General features: G+C 39.4%; 23 protein-coding genes and 2 pseudogenes. 22 read left to right on the top strand and 3 right to left on the bottom strand.

Annotation, left to right across the window (positions count from 1 at the left end; all coding sequences use genetic code 11):
- Positions 1–760 precede the first annotated feature (760 nt).
- The 7 genes from MKY24_RS18555 to MKY24_RS18525 all read left to right on the top strand — a co-directional run bounded on the left by MKY24_RS18555 (position 761) and on the right by MKY24_RS18525 (position 4,435).
- Complete coding sequence (locus MKY24_RS18555; protein ID WP_028542558.1) at positions 761–1,111, top strand: hypothetical protein; 351 nt, start codon at positions 761–763, stop codon at positions 1,109–1,111.
- Between the two features lie 41 nt (positions 1,112–1,152).
- Positions 1,153–1,302: a hypothetical protein gene (locus tag MKY24_RS18550; RefSeq protein ID WP_197032090.1), complete on the top strand. Its 150-nt coding sequence runs from the start codon at positions 1,153–1,155 to the stop codon at positions 1,300–1,302.
- A gap of 31 nt (positions 1,303–1,333) precedes the next feature.
- Positions 1,334–1,702: a hypothetical protein gene (locus tag MKY24_RS18545; protein ID WP_028542557.1), complete on the top strand. Its 369-nt coding sequence runs from the start codon at positions 1,334–1,336 to the stop codon at positions 1,700–1,702.
- Between the two features lie 246 nt (positions 1,703–1,948).
- Positions 1,949–2,293, top strand: a complete 345-nt coding sequence (locus MKY24_RS18540; protein ID WP_028542556.1) for a hypothetical protein — start codon at positions 1,949–1,951, stop codon at positions 2,291–2,293.
- Between the two features lie 140 nt (positions 2,294–2,433).
- On the top strand, positions 2,434–2,952 hold the full coding sequence (locus MKY24_RS18535; protein ID WP_028542555.1) for a hypothetical protein: 519 nt from the start codon (positions 2,434–2,436) through the stop codon (positions 2,950–2,952).
- A 361-nt stretch (positions 2,953–3,313) separates the two neighbouring features.
- Positions 3,314–3,703, top strand: a complete 390-nt coding sequence (locus MKY24_RS18530; protein ID WP_049828487.1) for a hypothetical protein — start codon at positions 3,314–3,316, stop codon at positions 3,701–3,703.
- A gap of 276 nt (positions 3,704–3,979) precedes the next feature.
- Positions 3,980–4,435 (top strand): NUDIX domain-containing protein, encoded by a 456-nt coding sequence (locus tag MKY24_RS18525; protein WP_028542553.1) that lies wholly within the window; start codon positions 3,980–3,982, stop codon positions 4,433–4,435.
- Between the two features lie 234 nt (positions 4,436–4,669).
- Here MKY24_RS18525 and MKY24_RS18520 read toward each other — a convergent pair.
- Positions 4,670–5,418, bottom strand: a pseudogene (locus MKY24_RS18520) (SDR family NAD(P)-dependent oxidoreductase).
- A 239-nt stretch (positions 5,419–5,657) separates the two neighbouring features.
- Here MKY24_RS18520 and MKY24_RS18515 point away from each other — a divergent pair.
- From MKY24_RS18515 to MKY24_RS18460, 12 genes and pseudogenes are all read left to right on the top strand, one after another.
- Positions 5,658–6,227 (top strand): TetR/AcrR family transcriptional regulator, encoded by a 570-nt coding sequence (locus MKY24_RS18515; RefSeq protein WP_028542552.1) that lies wholly within the window; start codon positions 5,658–5,660, stop codon positions 6,225–6,227.
- Between the two features lie 409 nt (positions 6,228–6,636).
- The gene (locus tag MKY24_RS18510; protein WP_028542551.1) at positions 6,637–7,086 is read left to right on the top strand and encodes a GNAT family N-acetyltransferase; all 450 of its coding nucleotides are present in this window, start codon (positions 6,637–6,639) and stop codon (positions 7,084–7,086) included.
- A gap of 89 nt (positions 7,087–7,175) precedes the next feature.
- Positions 7,176–7,589, top strand: coding sequence for a GNAT family N-acetyltransferase (locus MKY24_RS18505; RefSeq protein ID WP_339200578.1), 414 nt, complete (start codon positions 7,176–7,178; stop codon positions 7,587–7,589).
- Between the two features lie 210 nt (positions 7,590–7,799).
- Entirely contained in the window at positions 7,800–8,225 is a 426-nt protein-coding gene (locus tag MKY24_RS18500) for a hypothetical protein (protein ID WP_339200577.1), read from the top strand.
- A 110-nt stretch (positions 8,226–8,335) separates the two neighbouring features.
- Complete coding sequence (locus tag MKY24_RS18495) at positions 8,336–8,833, top strand: GNAT family N-acetyltransferase (protein WP_028542549.1); 498 nt, start codon at positions 8,336–8,338, stop codon at positions 8,831–8,833.
- Between the two features lie 207 nt (positions 8,834–9,040).
- Positions 9,041–9,664 carry a hypothetical protein gene (locus MKY24_RS18490; RefSeq protein ID WP_076157275.1) on the top strand — a complete coding sequence of 208 codons (624 nt, stop codon included), beginning with the start codon at positions 9,041–9,043 and terminating at the stop codon, positions 9,662–9,664.
- A gap of 70 nt (positions 9,665–9,734) precedes the next feature.
- Complete coding sequence (locus MKY24_RS18485; protein ID WP_068942469.1) at positions 9,735–10,184, top strand: protein export chaperone secb; 450 nt, start codon at positions 9,735–9,737, stop codon at positions 10,182–10,184.
- A 211-nt stretch (positions 10,185–10,395) separates the two neighbouring features.
- Positions 10,396–10,530: a hypothetical protein gene (locus MKY24_RS18480; RefSeq protein WP_256703474.1), complete on the top strand. Its 135-nt coding sequence runs from the start codon at positions 10,396–10,398 to the stop codon at positions 10,528–10,530.
- A gap of 115 nt (positions 10,531–10,645) precedes the next feature.
- Positions 10,646–10,876, top strand: a pseudogene (locus tag MKY24_RS18475) (methyltransferase domain-containing protein); the annotation flags it as partial.
- A gap of 138 nt (positions 10,877–11,014) precedes the next feature.
- A complete protein-coding gene (locus MKY24_RS18470; RefSeq protein ID WP_075154537.1) occupies positions 11,015–11,569 on the top strand; it encodes a hypothetical protein in 555 nt (184 codons plus the stop codon).
- Positions 11,570–11,804: 235 nt separating this feature from the next.
- Positions 11,805–12,260 (top strand): DinB family protein, encoded by a 456-nt coding sequence (locus MKY24_RS18465; protein WP_339200573.1) that lies wholly within the window; start codon positions 11,805–11,807, stop codon positions 12,258–12,260.
- A 21-nt stretch (positions 12,261–12,281) separates the two neighbouring features.
- The gene (locus tag MKY24_RS18460; protein ID WP_028542547.1) at positions 12,282–12,908 is read left to right on the top strand and encodes a class I SAM-dependent methyltransferase; all 627 of its coding nucleotides are present in this window, start codon (positions 12,282–12,284) and stop codon (positions 12,906–12,908) included.
- Positions 12,909–13,069: 161 nt separating this feature from the next.
- Here MKY24_RS18460 and MKY24_RS18455 read toward each other — a convergent pair whose 3' ends face one another.
- Together MKY24_RS18455 and MKY24_RS18450 are read right to left on the bottom strand one after the other, a co-directional pair.
- Positions 13,070–13,933 (bottom strand): sulfurtransferase, encoded by an 864-nt coding sequence (locus MKY24_RS18455; protein ID WP_013311262.1) that lies wholly within the window; start codon positions 13,931–13,933, stop codon positions 13,070–13,072.
- A gap of 75 nt (positions 13,934–14,008) precedes the next feature.
- Positions 14,009–14,953: a DMT family transporter gene (locus tag MKY24_RS18450; RefSeq protein ID WP_053325833.1), complete on the bottom strand. Its 945-nt coding sequence runs from the start codon at positions 14,951–14,953 to the stop codon at positions 14,009–14,011.
- A gap of 233 nt (positions 14,954–15,186) precedes the next feature.
- Between MKY24_RS18450 and MKY24_RS18445 the strand changes: the two genes are divergently transcribed.
- The 3 genes from MKY24_RS18445 (at position 15,187) to MKY24_RS18435 (ending at position 18,339) form a co-directional block, all read left to right on the top strand.
- Entirely contained in the window at positions 15,187–16,095 is a 909-nt protein-coding gene (locus MKY24_RS18445) for a hypothetical protein (RefSeq protein WP_339200572.1), read from the top strand.
- A 212-nt stretch (positions 16,096–16,307) separates the two neighbouring features.
- A complete protein-coding gene (gene dapD / locus MKY24_RS18440; protein WP_013311259.1) occupies positions 16,308–17,021 on the top strand; it encodes a 2,3,4,5-tetrahydropyridine-2,6-dicarboxylate N-acetyltransferase in 714 nt (237 codons plus the stop codon).
- 181 nt (positions 17,022–17,202) lie between these two features.
- A complete protein-coding gene (locus MKY24_RS18435) occupies positions 17,203–18,339 on the top strand; it encodes an N-acetyldiaminopimelate deacetylase (RefSeq protein ID WP_068942451.1) in 1,137 nt (378 codons plus the stop codon).
- Positions 18,340–18,404 lie beyond the last annotated feature (65 nt).

Raw genomic sequence — 18,404 nt, 5'->3', positions numbered from 1 at the left:
CTTGTGCTCATAGAGATTTTAACAGGAACTAAAGACAGTTCATCTTTGCCTTATGTCATAGAGGGAAAGTTGAACTGTTTTTTTATGGCCAATCCATCAGATAACATCATATCCACGCATCGGAGCCTGGCGGTTCCTCGGTCCGGCAAAGAGGATTGCCAGGGAGTGGGGGCAGGCGGACACATACGCACGGCGGCCGCTCATTTCGTTCGCATAAGTCAGAGGAACATCGTGAACACAGAAACGTTATATGCTAGAAATGATGGACAACAAATAGAATAAAAGAAAAATGTAAGAAAATAGATGAGAACACTTGTTTGTAGACGTGAACACAGGTAAAATATAGATACAATTGACTCTTGGGTGGGTATGGTTTTCCTTCGAAAAGTGAGACCATGGAAGTAAAAGATGCGGTGACTCTAATGTTACTATTTTGGACATCTATTCTTGCATTTTTAACATGCATCAATAACAACAAGAGAAGGTAAAAAATCACCTAAAGGTTAAGAGCCGAAGGTGGGTTTTTATTACCTGAGACTTAGAAGGGAATAAACCCTCCAAGCCAATTGTACTGACTAGATGTTGACCATACTTGGTCTTTCATTAAGGGTGTACTAACAGATGAAAAAAAATGAATCAAAGAAAAAATTAGATAAGTGAAGTGAAAAGCAAGTTAGTAAGCAAACTCATAGGTGAAATACCATGCAACAATTTTTGAAAATCTATTAAAACAAAAACCAGAAAATGAGGGATATGCCCAATGACATTACAGGACCTATTTAATGAAAAACCAACTCAATTGTGGTACAAAAGAATGGTTGAATACGGAGATGACCTTTTTACGGAAGAGAGATTATTAATGTCTAATAAAGTCCTGGATAACTATCTAAACCAATTAATATTATTACAAGAAACTAAACATCCTGAAAGTATTATGAAGGCTGTAGAAGAAATTGTAATTACGTTTAATGAATTGAATGAAAAGAACGACTATTTTATTGAAACGATGGAGCGTGAAGAATTGGCTGAATTTATAGACAAGGCAGCAAGACTAGCTGGATTAGAAATTGAGGAAGATCAAGATATTACAGAAGAATGGAGAGAATGGTGATGGTGAATTAAACAGGATTTCTAAGTAGATTCAATGAATTCATGGTACCTTTGTATAACATCACATCCAAGCATCGTCGCATTCGCTCCTCGGTTCGGCAGAAGTTGAGAAGCCATGAAGTAGAATCAGCCGAACATATCCGGCATACGCCGGACGTCTTGAATTCAGAAACGTTACGTGAAATCAGCTAGGTATAAAAGATTATATTTAGGAGCAAGTACTATGGAGCGAATTTACAAGCATATCAAGGAATACACAGATCAGGAAACAAAAGATATTTTAACTCGTCAAGAAGTAGAAGAACTTATATATTTACCACTTTCAGTTGGAATGTATCATCACAATTGGAAGTTTGCTCAAGATATATGTCTTAAATCAGCGCAACATGATAATCCAAATGTAAGAGCGAATTCTGTATTGGGATTAGCACATATAGCAAGAACTAAAAAACAGTTAGATAAAAGACTAGTAAAACCAATCATTTTGAAAGAATTAAAAAATAATATAGAACATAAAGGAATAATATTAGATGCTATAAGTGATATAAATTTATTCATGAAGTGGGAACTAGCAAGGAAGCATAATTATTAGTTGGCTCGAAGAAGAATTGACCTCATATAACATCGCATCTACGCTGCGGGCGTTGCCCTTGATTCACTAGAAGTGGAAAGCAGAGAAGCCGGGATCAACTCACAACCCTGCGAAGCTAAGTCCGTTGGAACCGGCACTTTGCGCCTTAAGCCTCTCGGATTCGTAGATACAAGAAGGTTATGTGAAAGGGAAGCAAAAATTAGTTTTTAAAACAGCTAAAAAAATCCAAAAGGGGGGAATAGCACAATGAAGTTTAGTCATAATAAATTATCCTGTGACACCGAGATTTATTACAAAGATAAGGACATAATAGTTAGATATTTCGATAGCTCCAAAGAACAAGAAGAAGATGACATAATAAATTTAGTTATAGTTGACCCTGGGTATGGCTATCTTTGTTTGAAATATAAAGGAGATGCAGCACTCTTAAGTGGATTTCTAGATGAAGATGTTTTCTCATCAGATGACTATATAGATGCAGCAATTAGTTTTATTGAAGTCTTAAGTCCAAATTCAAAGTATGTTTATACCCCATATCATATTACACTCTTTAAACAAACCGGTTTTATTGAATACAATGGAGAATACTAAAATAGACTGTAGAAAATTCGAAGAAGACATCCCCATCATATAACATAATATTCAAGTTGCGTCTCCTTCGGAGCCTAGGTCTGCGAGTTGGGTTTCATGCATACAGGAATGTTATTAGAAAGACTATGAGGAGGGAAAAAATGAAGCTATTTCATGGAGAACAAGTCTTAATTAAAGAAAACAATCTCTTACAGCCACAAATACATACTCCTCTTGGAATAATTGAATTTTCACTCACAGTCTCTGATCACTTCTATCATCCAGAACAAAGTTATAAACTCAAAAATGGTGGGTCATTATATAAATATTATTATGATTCATTTGATTGTGAGCTAGTTGTCTGTAGACCCAAGCTCAATCTCGCTTTACATCTGACAGTAGAAGAATGTTGGGGAGCAGTATTTAGAATAAAGCCTCATGCGAACACTCAAATAAGTACGTGCAGCTTTTCTGCTTCTTGGAAGGAGGGTTACAGTTGGACAGATTATGGATCTAATACTGGGGAAGATCTTGAAGCTGTCGAATACGAGAATCAGGTATACCGTTTACACTTGGGGACACAAGACGGGGATATGTTAATGGCAAGAAGAAATCAAGGAGATATGATTCCTAAATCGCTATGTTTAAACTTGACTTTGAAAAGCACGGTTTTATCCTAAGTTCTGATAAAGGCATTAAAATTCCTATGATACTAATTGATTCTAATGAGATATGTCAAGTACATTTTTTAGTTGCTTGGAATAAGAATATCAAAGAGGATGTTTCAACGTGGTTGGCTGTGGACCAGTTCTCAAATAAAATATTAAAGGGAGAAGAAATTTTGTAAATATCCTCAAAGTTGTCATAGTCCATCTGATAACATAGTGTCACACATCGGCATACGCCCTCGGCCCGGCAGAAGGATTTCGGAAAAGGAGATCACTGTAGGACACCTGAGCATTCGCTGGGATCGTGAATGTAGAATCGTTAGATGAAAGCCCCCGAATAAATAAAACCATCTAAAAAGGATGAAAAGAAAAAGTGATAAAATCTATTAGTATTGATGAATGGATTGGGACCACATTCAATGAAGAAATAGTTATGAATCCTACGTGGGCAGACACTTTAAGTTTTTTGAAAAAACTCGATGGAGATAAATTTACATTAGTTTTTTTTGAGGTATCAGATACAGATTCAGCATTGGTTGGAGGCGGACCGGAATATTTTATAGTGTCTATTACAATTGATGGTAATATATATACTCTTATGAACGATAAACAGGGAAACGGTGAAATTCATCTGGTTGCTGGTGGCCAGTTAGGCAATTATTGCGATAACATTTGTATAGAATTAATTCCTATGCTTGAAGTAATAAAGTATTTTTATGAAACTGGAAAACTACTCGAAACACATAAATGGAAACGAGAATAATAATTACTTAACTCGAAAAAAGTCAACGTTATCTAACATAGCATTCAACTCATCTGGCCGGGACAAGCCCGACCCTTAGCCCGGAAGATGCATTTCGGAAGGGCGGATTCACCGGAAACATTCAACCGGCTAAGTGGCAGAGCCACCCAGACTACGTACCTTATCCATTGACGAAAGTAGATTTTAGAAGTGAATCCGTCATATAACGTTAAATTCAAGCAGTGGCTCCTAACGGAGCCTTGGTCTGTTAAAGGATCTCAAAGGGGCGTGAAGATATTGAATTACATAAAAGAATTAAGAGAGTTAGTAGGTACCCGACCTATAATTATGGCAGGAGCATGTGTGATTCTCATAGATGATGAGGGACGATTATTATTGCAGCAAAGAACTGACAATGGTCTATGGGGATTACCAGGAGGTTCAATGGAGCCTGGTGAGAATATGAAGGAGGTTGCAAGCCGGGAACTTTTTGAAGAGGTAGGCTTAGAAGCCGAAGAGTTAGAATTACTTGATATATTTTCAGGCCCGGAACTCTACTATCGATATCCGCATGGAGATGAAGTATATAACGTAGTTGCAGCTTATATATGTAAAGAATACAGTGGAATAATTAAAGGTGATGAAGCTGAAGTACAAGATATACGATTTTTTGATTTAAACAAGATACCCAACCAAATAAGTCCTCCCGACCTACCGATAATAACAAGATTTTTAAATGAAGTAAGATCATGAAAACATTTTTTTAGTAAATTGAGAATGTCCCCGACATCACCTAACAAAGGGCTGTTTGAACTGCGGGAATATTGTGAAATCAACATAATTATTTAAGAGGTAAACATGGGTGTGACCGCTTGGCGTGTATTCTTGCTTCACGAGCAAGTTGCAATAAAAATGAACATGAAGTAGACGGAACTGAGTGTTTACTTCATGTTCGCCTAAATTTTTGAGAATTGAATTACAGATGGATCAATGGATCTTTGGAGGTTCGGAATTCATCGTATCGTTAAGCTGGGTCACAAAAACATTTTCGTTCGGACCAGGGTTATTTCGAAATATTTTCGCTTCTTCCACTAGAACTTCGTCTGTATCCGTGCCAAGTATCTTTATTGTTGCATCAATGAATGAAGTAAGTGGCATCGCCCGTGGTTCATCGTTGTTGCTTTGAACCCATGGGGGCACAATTTCTATTACTTTTACCGATGTGTCTTTAAGCATGTACCTTTGGGACAGCGTATAGGTATGAAGTGCTGCTTTCGTCGCGGAGTATACAGCAGTTGTTGCTAATGGTACATATCCGAGTATTGAAGTCGTGTTGATGACAACCGCTTCTTCTTTGGACTTCAAATGCTCGATGAATGCAGAAGTCAACCGAATGGGACCTAGCAAGTTTGTAGTGACAGTCGAAATTAAAACATCTTCATCGATCACGCCCGCCGCGTCATCGGACTGTATGATGCCAGCGTTGTTAATCAAGACATTAACATCCGGGTATTCTCGATTAACTGCTTGGCGGCCGCCTCTATGCGGGCAGGATCTTGTACATTCAATTCCACTGCGGACATGCCGGGATTCGCTTTGATCGTCTCCTCCAGACGCTCTTTACGTCGACCGGAGATAATAACTTTGTTTCCAAGATTGTGGAGAGCTTCTGCTAACGCACGTCCAATTCCCGAACCGCCGCCTGTAATAAAAATCGTGTTTCCTGTAAGTTTCAATTTTTAAACCCTCCTAATTCATTGTAAATTAAATTATCCAAAGATTGTAAAACAATAGCTTTCATAAGTATGGCTCCTCTAAAATTGAACATATGTTGAATCATCAACATAAATTTTATAAAGTGAATGTATCAGAGCGGTATATGGGGTTCAATGGTTAAAACAAGCGTGGTTGTTGATTTTTCAACAGAGGACTTCGAAATGTTCATTTTTTCGGATGGTGCAAAGGGGAGAAGGATATGGACAGGCGTATTCAAAAATCGAGGCAAGCCATTATTGATGCTTTTATGAGGCTGATGTCAGAAAAGGAATCCGAGAGAATTACGATCAATCAAATTGCGGAGGAAGCGAATGTCAATCGCGGAACGGTTTATTTGCATTTCGCTGACAAGTACGATCTGCGTGATCAATGCATGGAAGCTCAAATTAACGAGTTACTACGCAATTTTATGTCTGAAGATAACTTCTTTCATCTCCCTTCCAAAACCGCATTACTGCGTACGTTTGAATATTTGGAGCAGCATGCTTCATTCTATTCTAGAATGCTGACGAACAAGGGAAGTACGATTTTTCGGAACCAAATGGAGACAATGTTTTGGCAAAGTCTGAGCGAGCATCTGGATTCGATCAACCTCGATCAGGAAATGAACAGGGACATTACGGTGCAATTTTTAATTTCAGCGGCAGTGGGGGTATTGGAATGGTGGATTACCCATTCGATGCCATATCCGGCATCGGTCATGGTTGAACAATTTTGGAATTTGCTGAACCGTGGTGTCGAGGGACACGAACGAACATCGTCCATTTGAGTCTCTAATTTAGAGGCTTTATACACAAACGTTATCAGAAATTCTTGAATTACTAAAACATAATAATAAGATTTCAAAAGTACTAAAAACTATAGTATAAAGAACACGAAAGATCTGGAGGTCATTTTATGGATATACTCTTTGCCAATTGGAATTAATATAATTCGAAAAGATGCATATGAACTAATAATCAAACTACAAAATGGAAAAAGACCATATAAGAAAATTCGCTGATAAAAAAATTTGCCCATTGATTTTGAATGCATAGTGAAGAAGTTCGGTAACTTCTGATAACATAATATTCAAGCATAAGAATCCTCACGGAGCCTTAGCCTGTTGGGATGGAGTTCGAGGAGGCATTTCAGCAGACAACCCCGGAAAAAATAAAAAGACAATGGAGGTATGTTTGGTGCTGACATTAGAAAAAGCTAGAAAAAATGATGCACAAAAACTTGCTGAAATACAAAAGGCCAGTTTTGAGGATGAATCAAAGCATTTTAAGAATAACGAAACCGTTGGGCCAATAGGATATGACTCCATAAGTTGGCAAGAAGAGATGATGCAAAATTGCGAATATTTCAAGGTACTCTTTAATGGAGAAATAATCGGGGGTGCTATGATATTTGTAGAATGTAATCAAGTGCATAATCTAGGAAGAATCTTTATTGATCCAAATTTTAAAAATCAAGGAATCGGAACGAAGGTGATGGAGAAAATTGAAAGTAAATTTCCAGACAGCACTGAATGGTGGCTGGATACTCCTAGCTGGAGTGTGAAGAATCATCACTTCTATTCAAAGTGTGGGTTTACTAAGGTTAGAGAAGAAGGTGACTTATACATTTTTAAAAAGACTTTATAAACTTATGTAATGTACAAACGTTATGAGACATCAGTGCTGAGTGTTACCAAGAAGCTATTCAATGAAAAGAGTGAAAGGGAGGATTTACAATGCAGATTGATTTTGCGATTGAATCAGATTATGAGTATATCGCGTTAAGAGACAAGCACATACATAAGACACTTATAAGACCAAAAATAAAAGAAAATGAAATTCTAATAATTAGAGAATCCAATCAAGAAATAGGTTGGATGAGATACGGATTTTTTTGGGACAACACACCATTTATGAATATGATATGGATAGATGAGGAGTATAGAGGAACAGGTATTGGTAAAAAAGTTGTCCAGTATTGGGAAGAATTAATGAAACAAAAAGGATTTGAAATGGTCATGACCTCAACACTTTCAAATGAAGGAGCCCAACATTTTTATAGAAAGCTTGGATATAGAGATGCTGGATGTTTAATGCTTGAGAACGAACCTCTAGAAATAATACTGACAAAGGATTTAAACAAAAATTGACGTTGAGTAAATCAAGGAAGGCACTGTAATCTGACAACATAACATTCAAGCTGCCGCTCCAATGGAGCCTAGGTCTGTGAGTTGGATTTCGAAGAGGAATTTCAGCAGACACCCCCTTTGGGGTTCATGAATACAGGAACGTTATGCGAAACCTCAGTAAATTAAATACGGTATGGAAGTGAATTGATGGAGGGACCAATCATAACTTGTATGAGTATAGGCGTTTATGCTCATGCACTTACAAGGGGCAATAAATACATCGTAAAAAAAGAAGATGGGGACAAGTATAGAATTATTGGAAACCATGGAAAAGCAGTTTGGATATCAAAAGCTCATTTTATTGAAGGAAATATAGAAGTGCCTTTTTTAGAAAGATGGAAGTTTGATGATGATCCAAAGGAGTTTGATTTGGTGGAGGTGACCCTTACTTTTTCGGATGGAAGTGAACGTTGGAGTTTGGTGACAACCCCTCAAAAATTAGTAAATCACTTTAAAAAAGAAATGGAACCACCAGGCTTTAATATTAAACATCTAATTATAACGAAAACAATGGACCACGACGATATTGAAAAAACATTGAAATATTTAGAGGTAAATGATGAATTAACAGAAGCAAGCCAAGCTTTGGAATGTTGATTTGGAGAGGATGGAGGAATTGCATAACATAATATTCAAGCTACGGCTCTTATGGAAAATACAGAAACGTTAGGTGAAACCTTTGAGAATCTAGAAATGAGGTAACTTCAATGATGCAATACAGAATCCGACCAATAATAGAAGATGATGTGTTTTTTTTATGGGAGATGTTATATGAATCATTATTTGTCCCAGAAGGTCAAGAGCCATTCGATAAAGCGATAATAAAAGACCCTTATATATCAAAATATATTGAAGGTTGGGGAAGAGAGGGGGATTTTGGATTTATAGCAATGAACCATGAGGGTGAACCCGTCGGATCAATAACAGTTCGATATTTTAACGAGGATAATAAGGGATTTGGATTTATTGATAATGATGTACCCGAACTAGGAATGGCTTTGTTAAAAGAATACAGGGGAAGAAAAATCGGAATGGCCTTAATGGATGAATTATTTAAAGAAGCTAGGAAGAGGAATATAAAAAAATTATCCCTCAGTGTTGATCCGAGCAATGCAGCGGCAATGAAACTCTACGAGAGATTCGGATTTAAAGAAGTTGGGAAAGTTGATTCATCAATCACGATGGTTGTCGATTTGAGAAGTTAAAATACAGTAGTAATAGGGATTATTTTAAGGAACTCAAAAGAGATCAAGGGTATCGCCTAACATCATATTCAAGCAGCGGCTCCTTACGGAGTATGGGTCTGCGAGGTGGATTTCGGAGAGGAATTTCAGCAGACAACCCCTTAGGGGTTCATGAATACAAGAACGTTAGCTGAAATATGACTAAAAAAACAAAAAGGAGCCAAAACAATGAGTGAATTGACTTCAGGAAGCTTATCACTATTGAAATATAAAGAAGCAATTCTTGAGCATGATCCTATATACGCGGAGGATTTAAATGACAAATGGTTTGTTTTCGTAACCAAAGATACAGAAGAAAGTGAAGAAATTCCAGAAAGTCTATTTCAAATTTCAGAAAAAATCCCAGTGTTATATTTTTATAATTTTGAAGATCACTGTTGGGGATACCGTGTAGTTTACAATTCACAAGAGATAGCAAGTCTTCATATATCATATGTGTTATTAGATACTTCAATTATTAAGCTTGCAGAAGAAAGATATCCAGAGGAAGATCACATTGAATTTTTATATGTAGACCCTAGAGGGGACAAAATCAGAACTGAATTAATTGAAGAAGTTCTGAGATCTAATGAATACAATGAGAAAATAGCAAAACAGTTTACAAATTGCAATCTAAAAACATTTAGATTTTTTGAACTAGATAATGAGCGAATAAAACAATTAGACGATATTTTGAATAATAATTACTATACACAACTGGAATCTGAGCATCAGTTAGTAGAAGAGTTTAAAGAATTATTAAACATTGAGGAAATGAGCTGGATACGAGCAGATAGAATGAATGAAGATTAGAAGCTAATAGATAGTGAGGGCTTGTAGATATAAGAACGTTAGGTGAAATACAGAGTGTTAGGAGGCCTGAATGAATTACGATGAAGTATTAAATGAAGTATTCTTTAAAGATGGAAGTCTAAGGGATATTTATATATTGGATACAGACATCCAAGTATGGGCCTTAATTTTTAATTACCTAGAAAGTAGTGAGATTAATTATCAGGTAACTATAGATGGGCTACTAACTAGAATCAGGGATATTGCTGAATTGTTAAGAATTAAAAAAGAAGCAAGTATTGGGATAACTATTGAATATAGTGAAATTGATATTTGTGGGCATTTTTATGAAGGAAGCGTTATTGAATTTGATATTTCACCAATACAGATAGACTCAGAGAAAAAAATAGATGTACTCATGAACTTTCTAAAAGATTTAAGTCGGAACCTAAACAAAACGATAATTATAACTCCAGAAATGACTATAGAAGAGGTATTAGTTCGAGTAGAGCCTAAAGGGAAAATTGAATTAATTATGTGAGTATTTCAGTGCATTCCACCTAACATCGTATTCACACTGTAGTCGCTTTCGCTTCCTTGGTCCACTAGATGCGGCTCAAGAAGCGAATTCAGTGGACCGTCTGAGAACTTAACCATGTAGCGGGCAGCTCCTTCAGAGCCTTAAGGTTCTCATGTTCGTGAATACACAAACGTTAGCCGAAATAACCGTAATATTGAAAAGGAGAGTATACATGAAATTTACTTATACACTAAGTAATATTGGTTGGGCAGATGTACATCTTCGAATTGAAAATTCGGAAATTTATACTTCTCCAAGCTATCTCTCTGGGGCTCAGGCGATCAACCTTGCAAGGCTAAGTATTTGACTCGGTGCTGAAGCACCTTAATCCTTTCGGGGGATAAATACATAAACGTTAGCTGAGAATCGCCAAATTAAATAACAAGGGGAATTTTTATGTTTGATATTACTGGGACAATAAAATTGATTATCTAAGAAATACCCGCTGGTTGTACTATAACGATGATTACTTGGAATTTCTTATACAAAGGGTTTGGAAGATAAATAAACCTGTAAAGATCATAGATTATGGATGCGATTTTGGATATTTAGGACTAAAGCTTCTTCCATTGCTACCAAATGGATCAACATATACTGGCATTGACAAAGGCATGGAATTAATTAAGCAAGCCAATAAAATATCAAAAACAATATGAAGCAGAAGCAACTTTTTCTAAAGAGTTCAGTGATAAATCTTGGTTAGTATAACACCTAATATGAAGATTTCCTTTGGTACGGTACAGAGACTTTTAAAGTAGGGTGTATGCAAAAAACATTGTGGGAGGCTATATGTGGGTACAGACATTTGGTTTTTTGTAGAGAAAAGGTACTTCAGAGACGAATGTGAACAGATTGATGGTACTTGGAGAAAAATCAAAAAGAGTAAGCAAGAATTAAATGATACTGCTACTTGGTTAAGTGTAGATAAGTGGACTGTTAACCCTTATTACTATCTGTATCCAGAACACAAGACTTCTAAATTGAAACCAAGTGATCCTTATGAATTTTACAGTGGGGATAGAAACTATGATTTATTTAGTATTCTATCGAATACTAGGAATGATCATAATCTAAAGTTTATATCTTTGCCAAGAGGTCTTCCAGTGGATATTTCCCCTCAATTGAGTGAAGTTGCATTCGAGGATAAAGATGATTTTTATGACCACAGTTGGCTATTATTGAAGGATTTAATTAATTTTAAATGGGATGAAAATTATTATTGTGATCAATTTATGGAATACAGAAATATTATGAATACATGTTCGAACTTCATCAATGAAACAATTCCAAAATTATTGAAATTAGGGAATGCTGAAGATGTAAGAGTGATTTTCTGGTTTGGTTAGGACAGAATATTCGTCTTATTTATCAGGTGAGTTATGTGGGATTAGAAGATGTTAGTAGCTCAAAAAAATGTGGTGGATATCCTATACTTAATATTCAACTGCATCTCCTTACGGAGCCTAGGTCTGCGAGAAGGAGTCTCGAAAAAGGATTTTCAGCAGACACCCCCTTTGGGGGAGCGTGAATACAAAAACGTTATCCTAAATAATTGCAATTTGAAAAAAGGAGCGTGATACCATGAATGAGAAGTCACGGTTACTAGAGGAGTTCAAAGAATGGATCAGTTTTGTTTCTGAGATTCGTGAAATGGATTGGCAAATAACGATTGCTGAAGGTAAATGGTCAGTTCAGGATATCGTAAGTCATATACTACTGTGGGATAAATACTTTTTTGAAGCAGCAATAAGTCCCATATTAAACAATAAACCTCTGACATTAACACGTATTGATTTTGATAAATTTAATCAGGATGCTATTGAATATGGAAAAACAAAAACGAAAGAAGAATTAATTAAATTGACTATTCAGTACCGTAACATGATATTGGAGAGTATAGAAAGTTTTGAAGACGACAAGTTTACTAAAGAATATGCTGACGGGAAGTTTACTGTAATATCATATTTAAGAGATTTTATCTGGCATGATCAACATCACATAAGACAGATTGATGAGCTTAAAAGAAGAGCTATGTGAGTATATAGGCGGGTGAATCATATGGGGGATTATTGGAACAAAAGATTTACTGAAGAAGGGATGATTTGGGGTTGTGAACCAAGTCAAACTGTAACCCAAGCTATAGATTTGTTCAAAAAGAATAATGTACATGATATTTTGGTTCCTGGTGCTGGATATGGAAGAAATACAAAGGCGTTCTCTTCTTATTTTCAGGTTGATGGAATTGAGATATCTAGTTCAGCTATAAATCTAGCAAAAGAATGGGACTTAAAAACGAATTTTATTCAAGAATCGGTATTAGAGTTTAGTACATGCCAAAGATATGATGGAATATATTGTTATGATTTATTGCATTTATTTTTGTTAGAAGACCGAAAAAAACTGATACAGAATTGCGTGAAGCATTTGAAGGAATTGGGAGTAATGTATTTCACATGTTTTTCTAATTGTGATTTTAATAATGGTGTGGGTAGGGAAATTGAAGAAGGAACATACGAATACAAGAAGGGTAAATATGCTCACTTCTTTACTGAAGAAGATTTAAAAGGACATTTTAATGATTTGAATATATTAGAAACGGGTTCCATAAGAGAGACTCTAATATATGCAGAAAAACAACAGAAAAAATATGAATTAAGATATATATTTGTTCAAAAGATTGGATAGCTATTCTAAGAAGCAAGCAACTTCTTCTACATCGTTTTATTGCTTCACTCAGCTCAAGTTGATTTTTTGTGTACTTTTGAACAAAGCAAATACACTGCCGTAAGCCTAATCGCTAGGACAGTGTATTTGTATTTAGAACCTGTATATCCGTTGAAAACTTTTTATTCCTCCCCGGTCGCCACCGGATTCTCCTCATAGCTGATCCAGTCGCTCCAGCTTCCCGGATATAAACGGACCTTACTAAATCCAGCTTCATTCAAGGCGAGTACGTTGGGACAGGCGGATACGCCAGAACCGCAATACACGATAATTTCTGCGTTTGGATCAAGGTCGGCAAAGTGCTGCTGCAATTGTTCCGCATTTTTAAAGCTGCCTTTTTCGTCCAATACTTCTTTCCAAAAGTAATTCACCGCACCGGGGATATGCCCCGCAGCTTGATCTATGGGCTCTTCCAGTCCCAGGTAGCGCGGCCGCTCTCTGGAGTCGATCAGTATAGGTGAAAAACCGATATAGGAGCCAACAGGAGCAGAATCTTCGGATATATGTTGTATTTCTTTCATACTTGTGAGCATTTGTTGCTGAACATTTGCCACAAAGGTCGAGGGAATGCGAATCGGCTGATCTGCCGTAACGGGGAATTTTGCTTCCTTCCAGGCACTGTAGCCTTCTTCCAGTACGTACACCTGCTCATGCCCGAGATAGCGCAGGAGCCACCAGAAGCGGGAAGCCATCATACCGCCTTGGTCATCATAAGCGACGATGCGTGAAGATGCGTTGATCCCGGCACGACTCAGACGTGCGGCAAGTGTATCCGCATCAGGTAATGGATGGCGACCACCATGCTCACCAAGAGGAGCAGTAAGGTCTTCTTCCAAATCGAAGTGAACCGCCCCTGGAATATGGTCTTCATTAAATTGAGTCCGTCCAGCCCCGGCTTGTCCGAGCAGGGAACGGCAGTCAGCAATGATCATGTCCGGCTCATACAATCGGGCCAGCAGCCAGCGTTTGGATACGATGGATTTCATAGAGGATTCCGCCTTCCTTTATTTAACAGTAAATTTAATCCGTTGAGTATGGTTTATGAAAATGGGGTAAATAAGTTAAGAGCTGGCCTTCAGGGGATGCTCAGTGTCGGGCAACTCACTTTGGTGGATGACTTTCTTTTTAAAATCCGCTCCGTATCGGATAAAAATCCATACCCCGAACAGGATGAAAAAGCCTGCACCAAATTGTAAAGTAGACAGCCTTTCCCCGAGCAGCATCCAAGCTAGCAGGGAAGAAATAACGGGCTCGCCGAGTACCGCCATCGACACCGCGGTGGCGTTAATGTATTTGAGCAGCCAGTTAAACAGGTAATGTCCGAACAGCGTAGGCACAATGGCAAGCAGCAGGAACAGTCCCCATTCCCGTGGAGCGTATCCGGTAAAAGGAATAGCATTGACCACATTATACAGCGCAAGTGAGGTGGCTGCGATGGCGAAAACCCAAAAATTATACACAAACGCGCTCAAATGCTCGCGCAGATGCTTGCCCATTAGCATATGGATGGACACGGCTACCATACCCAAGAAGGACAGTGCGTCCCCGAGCAGGGCTTGTCCCGAGACATGGAAGTCTCCAGCTCCGATGGCCAGTGAGCCGATAAAAGCCATACCCATTCCGATGAGCATAGCGCGATTCGTGCCCGTCCGGAAAAACAAAAAAGAACCGAGCATGACAAGGATCGGCTCCAATGTCATAATAACGGTAGAGCTTGCAACGGTGGTCAGTCGCAGTGAGCCCATCCAGAGCAAAAAATGCAGCCCCAGCGCAATACCGGACCAGAGGATCAGCATCCACTGCTTGCGGGTCAGGCTAAACAGCTCAGTGCGGTACTTCCAGACCAAAGGCAGCATGATCAGATTGGTTAGGTACAAACGGTACATAGCGATGACGGACACCTCGGCTTCAGACCATCTTACGAAGATCGAGGAGAACGAAATAGCGATAATACCTACGATGTACAATAATTCAAAGGAAAACGACGGTTTGTGTGCTTGATTCATGTGGCAGCTCCATCCGTATGGAAGAAAGTAAATACGTCTATGTTCCTTCCAAGCGGTATCTCGAAAAATAGGTTTAATACAGCCCATTATACCGTACCTGACATTCCCGTGGTATTAGGATTTTGCAAAATCCTGAGAATATTATAAACGGGAGCAGGAGGTAGGATTTTAAGTGAGATGCTGCGTAGAACTTTTGCTGCACAAGCTCGTCTATCATAGTGGAGGTGGATTTTATGAAAAAACAAAACACATTTTCAATCATACTACTGACTGTAGTGGCAGTGCTGGCTCTGTCAGCCTGTGGAACGAAACCGCAAACCAATAACACCGTACCTCAAGGGTCAGACCAACCGCAAACGCAACAGCAGCCGCAAGTTAAACCGGAGCCAATCGCTGAGCCGGAGGTTAAAAAAGGCACAGGTGTATACAATGGAGCTGCTGACCCCCATACGGTTGAAATTGAAACCAATGGCGAAGCCCAATCCTTCCAATTGGGGGAGGGACTGGACACGGTAATAGCTGGTCTTAAAGAAGGCGATACAGTAGCGTTTGAATATAACGAGAAAGCAGTAGAGGGCGACGCGACGGCGAAGCAACTGACTTTAACGAAAATACAAAAAACAGAGGCTGCAACAGATAGCAGTCAAAACGGAAGTTCTGGTAAACTAGCAGGCGGGGAACGCTCGAAAACTCAAGCTTTTGAGCTTACCCTTGAAGGAAAAAAGGAAAAGCAGACAGCAACATTGGCAAAAGGAGAGGGATATTCACTGTATGTGTTTGATCCGATGTCCCTGTTTCCCGATCAAAACCGTGTTGCCTTGGCTGTAGATGATAACTATTATGCTGAAATTACAAAGCTGCCCTCCGATTTTAATCTGGATGAGCTTCAAAAAGAAGGCGAAAAGGATCTAGCTTCCATCGGCAAGGTGCAAAAGCTGGACAAAGCATCCGTCCCTCAAGAGCTGACCAGCAGCCGTCTGTTCTTGCAAGTGAGCGGTTCGAAGATCACACAACAATATATTGTTGTAGAAAATAAAACAGGCGGTTTCATCGTGAAAGTGAACATTCCACAAGGTGAACCTGCTGAAGGATTCGAATCCTTCATTTATACATCGCTGGAGAGCCTGCAAGCTAATAAATAACCCTACTTTGGTGTGGGGTGGTCGGCGGCTTACAATTATGAATTTAAGGCAGTCATGCCGCTGAAAATAGTTATTTTAAGGGCTAGGTTAGAGCTATAAGGGTCTAATCTATAATTGCGAGACCTGCACTTTTGTGCTATAAAGGATGAGAGAATAAGATCATTCCGGCTTGCGAAGTCGTATGAAGCGATGAAGGAGTTGTTAGATTTACTATGTCCATCGAAATGAATACACAAGAAGTCATCAACGTGATTAAAAACAGCAAGAAAAAGACGCCTGTTAAAGTATATGTAAAAGGAGCTTTGGCTTCCGCATCTTTTGGCGAGAATGTTCAAGCTTTTATTTCTGGAGACAGTGGTGTTGTATTTGGGGATTGGGCTGATATCAAGCCTGTACTGGATAGCGCAAACGCGAAAGAAGAAGACTACGTGGTGGAAAATGACCGCCGTAACTCTGCTGTTCCTATGCTCGATCTGAAAGGCATCAATGCCCGCATTGAGCCAGGCGCATATATTCGTGATATGGTTGGCATCGGTAACAACGCAGTCATCATGATGGGTGCAGTGATTAACATCGGTGTCACCATTGGTGAAGGCACGATGATTGATATGAATGCTGTGCTGGGCGGTCGTGTTAAAGTAGGTAACATGTGTCACATCGGTGCAGGCGTTGTCCTGGCGGGTGTCATTGAACCACCATCTGCACAGCCAGTTGTAGTAGAAGACGATGTATTGATCGGTGCGAATTCGGTCGTATTGGAAGGCGTGCGAATTGGTAAAGGTGCAGTTGTTGCAGCCGGAGCTGTCGTAACTGAAGATGTGCCTGAATACTCCGTAGTGGCGGGTACACCTGCACGTGTGATCAAACAGGTCGACGATAAGACCAAATCTAAAACTGAGATTTTGAAAGAACTGCGCGTTCTGTAAGAAGGCAAAAGTTTTTTATGTACCAAAGGTGAACGATTCCTTGTCAGAAGCATGATGCACTGACAGCATAACTTAGGGACGAAGCACAACGGACAAGGCTCGGCGGCTGCGCCGGGCTTTTGTCCTTTTGTTCTTTTGCCAGATAAGAGCTGATGAGCTATAAAGAGGAGGCGTAGCGGTAATGAGTACGGTCGACTATCGTTCTTTTGTCCAAATACGAAGAGATTTACACCAAATTCCCGAGCCAGGTTTTGAGGAATACAAAACACAGCAATATTTGCTGGATTATTTGGAAACGCTCCCTCAGGAGCGGTTGGAAATTCGTACATGGCGTACGGGCGTGTTAGTGTTCATTCATGGAACAGCTCCTGAACGCCGCTATGGATATCGTTGTGATATGGATGGTTTGCCGATTGAAGAAGAGACAGGTTACGATTTCCGTTCGACTCATCCCGGCTATATGCATGCTTGTGGACACGATTTACATATGACGATTGGATTGGGAATTGTTACTCACTTTGCAAGCCATCCGATTAAGGATGACCTGGTTGTGTTGTTTCAACCGGCTGAGGAAGGGCCGGGCGGAGCCTTGCCTATGCGGGACAGCACGGAGCTGGCAGACTGGATACCCGATGAAATTGTCGCGCTGCACGTTGCACCTGAATATCCTGTCGGTACAATTGCGACTCGCCCGGGCATCCTATTTGCCAATACGTCGGAGCTTTTCATCGACCTGAAGGGTATGGGCGGGCATGCTGCGTATCCACACAAGGCGAATGATATGGTAGTAGCTGCTTGCCAACTGGTGGGACAATTACAGACGGTTGTAGCCCGTAATGTGAATCCACTCGATGCAGCGGTCATTACCGTGGGTAAGGTTAGCGGAGGCACGAAGCAGAATATTATCGCGGAAACCGCCCGTTTGGAGGGTACGATTCGAACGTTGTCAGCCGATACAATGATGCTGGTTAAATCACGGATTGAAGCGCTGGTACGCGGTGTTGAAGCTGGATTTGAATGCCATGCAGAGATTCACTATGGCTCAAACTATTTGCAAGTGTACAATGAAGCTCAGGTGACCGAGGAATTTATGAACTGGGTCCGTAATCGGCAGGATGTGCAGCTTATTGAATGCGGAGAAGCGATGACCGGAGAAGACTTTGGGTATTTTCTGGAGCGAATTCCCGGTCTGATGTTCTGGCTTGGTGTTGATACGCCTTATGGTTTGCATCATGCGAAGCTGGAACCTGCGGAGGAAGCGATTGGTGTAGCCATTCGTGTGCTGACAGACTATTTTACATGGAAGTCTCAAGGGTAAATGATACGCCCTGAATAATTATGTTTAATGAAAAGAATGAAATGGAATGAAGTCGAATTTTTGAA

Source organism: Paenibacillus sp. FSL P2-0322 (genome assembly GCF_037975315.1).
Classification (GTDB): domain Bacteria; phylum Bacillota; class Bacilli; order Paenibacillales; family Paenibacillaceae; genus Paenibacillus; species Paenibacillus polymyxa_B.
Note: the sequence above shows the minus strand (reverse complement) of the source record. Positions and strands in the feature narration are given on the sequence as shown.

Excerpts from the sequence above, each read along its gene's own strand:
- MKY24_RS18515 (WP_028542552.1), top strand. The coding sequence starts at position 5,658 with ATGGACAGGCGTATTCAAAAATCGAGGCAAGCCATTATTGATGCTTTT.
- MKY24_RS18485 (WP_068942469.1), top strand. The coding sequence starts at position 9,735 with ATGAATTACGATGAAGTATTAAATGAAGTATTCTTTAAAGATGGAAGT.
- MKY24_RS18490 (WP_076157275.1), top strand. The coding sequence starts at position 9,041 with ATGAGTGAATTGACTTCAGGAAGCTTATCACTATTGAAATATAAAGAA.
- MKY24_RS18495 (WP_028542549.1), top strand. The coding sequence starts at position 8,336 with ATGATGCAATACAGAATCCGACCAATAATAGAAGATGATGTGTTTTTT.
- MKY24_RS18445 (WP_339200572.1), top strand. The coding sequence starts at position 15,187 with ATGAAAAAACAAAACACATTTTCAATCATACTACTGACTGTAGTGGCA.
- MKY24_RS18500 (WP_339200577.1), top strand. The coding sequence starts at position 7,800 with ATGAGTATAGGCGTTTATGCTCATGCACTTACAAGGGGCAATAAATAC.
- MKY24_RS18480 (WP_256703474.1), top strand. The coding sequence starts at position 10,396 with ATGAAATTTACTTATACACTAAGTAATATTGGTTGGGCAGATGTACAT.
- MKY24_RS18455 (WP_013311262.1), bottom strand. The coding sequence starts at position 13,933 with ATGAAATCCATCGTATCCAAACGCTGGCTGCTGGCCCGATTGTATGAG.
- dapD (WP_013311259.1), top strand. The coding sequence starts at position 16,308 with ATGTCCATCGAAATGAATACACAAGAAGTCATCAACGTGATTAAAAAC.
- MKY24_RS18435 (WP_068942451.1), top strand. The coding sequence starts at position 17,203 with ATGAGTACGGTCGACTATCGTTCTTTTGTCCAAATACGAAGAGATTTA.
- MKY24_RS18550 (WP_197032090.1), top strand. The coding sequence starts at position 1,153 with ATGGTACCTTTGTATAACATCACATCCAAGCATCGTCGCATTCGCTCC.
- MKY24_RS18535 (WP_028542555.1), top strand. The coding sequence starts at position 2,434 with ATGAAGCTATTTCATGGAGAACAAGTCTTAATTAAAGAAAACAATCTC.
- MKY24_RS18555 (WP_028542558.1), top strand. The coding sequence starts at position 761 with ATGACATTACAGGACCTATTTAATGAAAAACCAACTCAATTGTGGTAC.
- MKY24_RS18450 (WP_053325833.1), bottom strand. The coding sequence starts at position 14,953 with ATGAATCAAGCACACAAACCGTCGTTTTCCTTTGAATTATTGTACATC.
- MKY24_RS18460 (WP_028542547.1), top strand. The coding sequence starts at position 12,282 with ATGGGGGATTATTGGAACAAAAGATTTACTGAAGAAGGGATGATTTGG.
- MKY24_RS18545 (WP_028542557.1), top strand. The coding sequence starts at position 1,334 with ATGGAGCGAATTTACAAGCATATCAAGGAATACACAGATCAGGAAACA.
- MKY24_RS18540 (WP_028542556.1), top strand. The coding sequence starts at position 1,949 with ATGAAGTTTAGTCATAATAAATTATCCTGTGACACCGAGATTTATTAC.
- MKY24_RS18505 (WP_339200578.1), top strand. The coding sequence starts at position 7,176 with ATGCAGATTGATTTTGCGATTGAATCAGATTATGAGTATATCGCGTTA.
- MKY24_RS18465 (WP_339200573.1), top strand. The coding sequence starts at position 11,805 with ATGAATGAGAAGTCACGGTTACTAGAGGAGTTCAAAGAATGGATCAGT.